Here is a 3,542-nt window from a genome sequence, read left to right as displayed (position 1 = left end):
TACGGCGCGCCGCCATCAGCGGGCCGCGGCCGAGCCAGCTGAATGTGACGGCACCCTGTTCGAGCAGCCGTGCGGAGCCCTCTCTCACCTCCTTCTCCTCCGCCGCCTCGGCAGAGATCACCCGCGTCAGCCCCCACCCCCGCATCAGGCGGCTGTCCAGTACCACGACCCCCTTGCCCACGACGGCGAGATGCAGATCAGGCCCCGCGGCAGCGGCCAGCCGCCCTCCGATCACGCCGCCGTCCACCAACTCCGTCACCACCGCCGACACCGGCACCGCGGACGGAATCGGCGCGATCGGCGCATCCGGTGAGCGCGCCGGGTCCATCCGACCTGCCGGGTCCATCGGACGGGCCGGGTCCATCGGACGGGCCGGGTCCGTTGTGCGCTCCAGGCCGAACACCCGCGCGTGGTCGACGGCCTCGAACGGCGCCGCCTCCAGCGACCGGGGCCAGTGCGGCAGCGCCACCGCACGCGCGTGCAGTTCCGCCAGCTCGGCGGCGCGCTCGGCCTCCGGCGGCAGGCTCGCGCGCGCTGCCCGCTTGTCCGCGTACCGGATGCGGTCCGGCACCCCGAGCGCGGCCCGCAGCATCTCCTCCGTACGGCGCGCCGCCATCAGCGGGCCGCGGCCGAGCCAGCTGAATGTGACGGCACCCTGTTCGAGCAGCCGTGCGGAGCCGCGGGCCTCGGCGGTGATGCCGACCTTCCGCATCCCCGGACCGAACCACGCCAGATAGACGCGGTACGGACGCGGATCGTCGGCCACCGTGTCGGCGGCGACCGAGCGCAGCCGGTCGAGGCGCGCGCACTCGGAGCACTGGGCCCCCGTGCTCCGGGCCGGCACCTCGGCCGCGAGCGGGCACCGGCCGCGCCCCGCGCCGGTGCACCGGCGCGGACCCACGGCACGGAACGCCACCTCGCGCCCGTACACCAGCTCGCTCAGCCGCTCCGCGGCCCTGCGGCCGCTATGTCTCCTGCCACGTCCACCCCCGTCTTCTCCCTCCGGTCCGGACGACCGGAGGGGCTCCCACACCAGCCGGGGCCCGGGAGAGAGGCCGTCGCCACCCCACCGGATTCCGGCACAACGCCATGTGTCCGACACTTCTCCGAGAGTAGAGGGAGCCACTGACAACGACCCTCGCCGCAGTCACCGTCCGGAGCGCGGAGCGTGGAGGGGATGTGGGGAGGCCCTGGAGGCTTGAAGGTGCGAGCAGCGCGTTCAGCGAGGACCTTGGGGGTGTTGAGGATCGATCCAGGCCCAGGACGTTAAGGATGCGACGCCATGAAGCACACGCGCCTCGCCGGACTCGATGTCGCCCGTATCGGGCTCGGCTGCATGTCCATGTCCGCCTACTACACCGGTGCCGGTACGGATGACGCCGAGGCGATCCGTACGATCCACCGCGCGCTCGACCTCGGTGTGACGCTGCTCGACACGGCCGAGATCTACGGCCCGTACGCGAACGAGGAACTCGTCGCCAGGGCGCTGACCGGCGGCCGGCGGGACCGCGTCGTACTCGCCACGAAGTTCGGCGCCCTCTCCCACCGGAGGGACGGGGACACCGTCCCCGAGACGGACAGCAGCCCCGCCAACATCCGCAAGGCCCTCGACGGGTCGCTGCGGCGCCTCGGCACGGACCACATCGACCTCTACTACCAGCACCGGGTCGATCCGGGCACGCCGATCGAGGAGACCGTCGGGACGCTCGCGGAGCTCGTACAAGAAGGCAAGATCCGCCATATCGGACTCTCCGAGGCCGCCCCCGACACGATCCGCCGCGCACACGCGACCCACCCGATCACTGCGCTCCAGACCGAGTACTCGCTGTGGACGCGCGACGTCGAGGCGGAGCTCCTCCCGCTCGTGCGCGAGCTTGGCATCGGCTTCGTGCCGTACTCCCCGCTCGGCCGCGGCTTCCTCACGGGCACCGTACGGACGACGGACACCCTCGACGCCGACGACTTCCGCAAGAAAAATCCGCGCTTCACGGACGAGAACCTCCGCCAGAACCTGCGGATCGTCGACGAGGTCGAGGCCGTCGCCGGCGAACTCGGCGCCACTCCCGCCCAGGTCGCGATCGCGTGGCTGCTGGCCCAGGGCGAGGGCATCGTCCCGATCCCGGGCACGAAGCGGGTGTCCCGGCTGGAGGAGAACGTGGCGGCCGACACCGTCGAGCTGAGCCCGGAGCAACTGGCCCGGCTGACCGCGATCGCCCCAGCCTCCGGGGAACGCTACGCGGACATGAGCGGCGTGAACCGCTGAGGCCGTCCCCACCGCGGGGGCCGGGGCACGCCGGGCGGCAGGCCGCCACGGCCCCCGCGCCGGGTACGCCCGACGGACGGTCGGGTCGAGAGGAGGGGGCCCGGCCGCCGGGCCGAGGCGAGAGCCGGCCGGCCGGAACCCTACCTTGACGTAAGGGTAGAGATGGGTAGCCCCGGATGGGTGCCCACCGGGCACCGCCAGACCCGGTCGGGCGGCCGGGGGCTGAGATGCTGCCCTCGGGGGCGGACGGACGCGAGAGGGGTCGGACGGGTGCGGACGGGCGGCTTCGGGCACGTGGAGCACAGGGAGCAGGTGGGCATGTACACGCAGGGCACCGGCACGGGCACGGACACACCCGGTGCGAGTACTCCGGACACGGGCCCGCAGGACACGCGCACACACATGCAGATCGGCGAGGTGGCGGCCCGTACGGAACTGTCCCTGCGCACGATCCGGCATTACGAGGACATCGGCCTTGTCACACCGTCGGCGCGCTCGCAGGGCGGCTTCCGCCTCTACACGGACGGCGACGTCGAGCGGCTGATGGTGATCCGCCGCATGAAGCCGCTCGGGTTCACGCTGGAGCAGATGCGCGATCTCCTCCGGGTCACCGACCGGCTGGACGCCACCGAACCGCCGGACGATGCGGAGCGGGCGGAGTTCGTGGCCCGGCTGGACGACTTTGAGAGAGCGACGGCGGCGCGGGCGGCCGAGCTCCGCGTACAGCTGGCGCGCGCCGAGGAGTTCGCCGAGACGCTGCGCGCGCGGGCTGCGAAGGCGGCGGCACCGGGCCGCTGACCCACCGGACTACGCTCGCTCCCTGTCCATGACAGCCCCGCCGCGCGTGGCAGGCCGAGGTGGCGCTGACGGGCGTGAGCGCGGGTTCCATCTGCTGGTACGAGGGCGGCACGACGGACTCGTCCGGCCCCGGCCTGCGCCCGGTGACGAACGGGCTCGGCCTCCTCCCGTACGGCAACGAGAACGGGGCCAGGACCGGGGAACGGGAACAGGAAGAGAAACAGGACCGGCAACAAGAACCGGAGCAGGAACGGAAACGGGAACAGGACCGGGAACGCAGCATCTCCGAGGCGGAGGCGGGCAACCAGATGTCAGTGGGCAACACGGAAGCGCGCGAGGGGCGGCGCGGGCAGTTCTCGCGCCGCCGGTTGCTCGGCCTGGCGGGCGGGACGGCGCTGGCGGCACTGGGGGCGGCGGGCTGCGACTCGGACCAGGGCGGCGCGAAAGATTCCGCGTCCTCGCCCGGCCCGTCCTCCCCCTC

General features: G+C 72.9%; 3 protein-coding genes and 1 pseudogene. 3 read left to right on the top strand and 1 reads right to left on the bottom strand.

Translation table 11 applies throughout. The features are described 5' to 3' along the window. Window positions 1-1,102, bottom strand: a 1,102-nt coding sequence (locus LCE31_RS37905) for a DUF2797 domain-containing protein (RefSeq protein ID WP_374118693.1), incomplete at its 3' end; no start/stop codon positions are given. A gap of 180 nt (window positions 1,103-1,282) precedes the next feature. Between LCE31_RS37905 and LCE31_RS37900 the strand changes: the two genes are divergently transcribed. From LCE31_RS37900 to LCE31_RS37890, 3 genes and pseudogenes are all read left to right on the top strand, one after another. After that, window positions 1,283-2,263: an aldo/keto reductase gene (locus tag LCE31_RS37900; RefSeq protein ID WP_225022686.1), complete on the top strand. Its 981-nt coding sequence runs from the start codon at window positions 1,283-1,285 to the stop codon at window positions 2,261-2,263. Between the two features lie 402 nt (window positions 2,264-2,665). Further along, on the top strand, window positions 2,666-3,061 hold the full coding sequence (locus tag LCE31_RS37895; RefSeq protein ID WP_225022688.1) for a MerR family transcriptional regulator: 396 nt from the start codon (window positions 2,666-2,668) through the stop codon (window positions 3,059-3,061). Window positions 3,062-3,099: 38 nt separating this feature from the next. Next, window positions 3,100-3,240, top strand: a pseudogene (locus LCE31_RS37890) (Type 1 glutamine amidotransferase-like domain-containing protein); the annotation flags it as partial. Window positions 3,241-3,542: the final 302 nt, after the last annotated feature.

The organism is Streptomyces sp. 8L, assembly GCF_020176795.1.
Classification (GTDB): Bacteria; Actinomycetota; Actinomycetes; order Streptomycetales; family Streptomycetaceae; genus Streptomyces.
This window is presented reverse-complemented; position numbering and strand designations above follow the sequence as displayed.

Excerpts from the sequence above, each read along its gene's own strand:
- LCE31_RS37900 (WP_225022686.1), top strand. The coding sequence starts at position 1,283 with ATGAAGCACACGCGCCTCGCCGGACTCGATGTCGCCCGTATCGGGCTC.
- LCE31_RS37895 (WP_225022688.1), top strand. The coding sequence starts at position 2,666 with ATGCAGATCGGCGAGGTGGCGGCCCGTACGGAACTGTCCCTGCGCACG.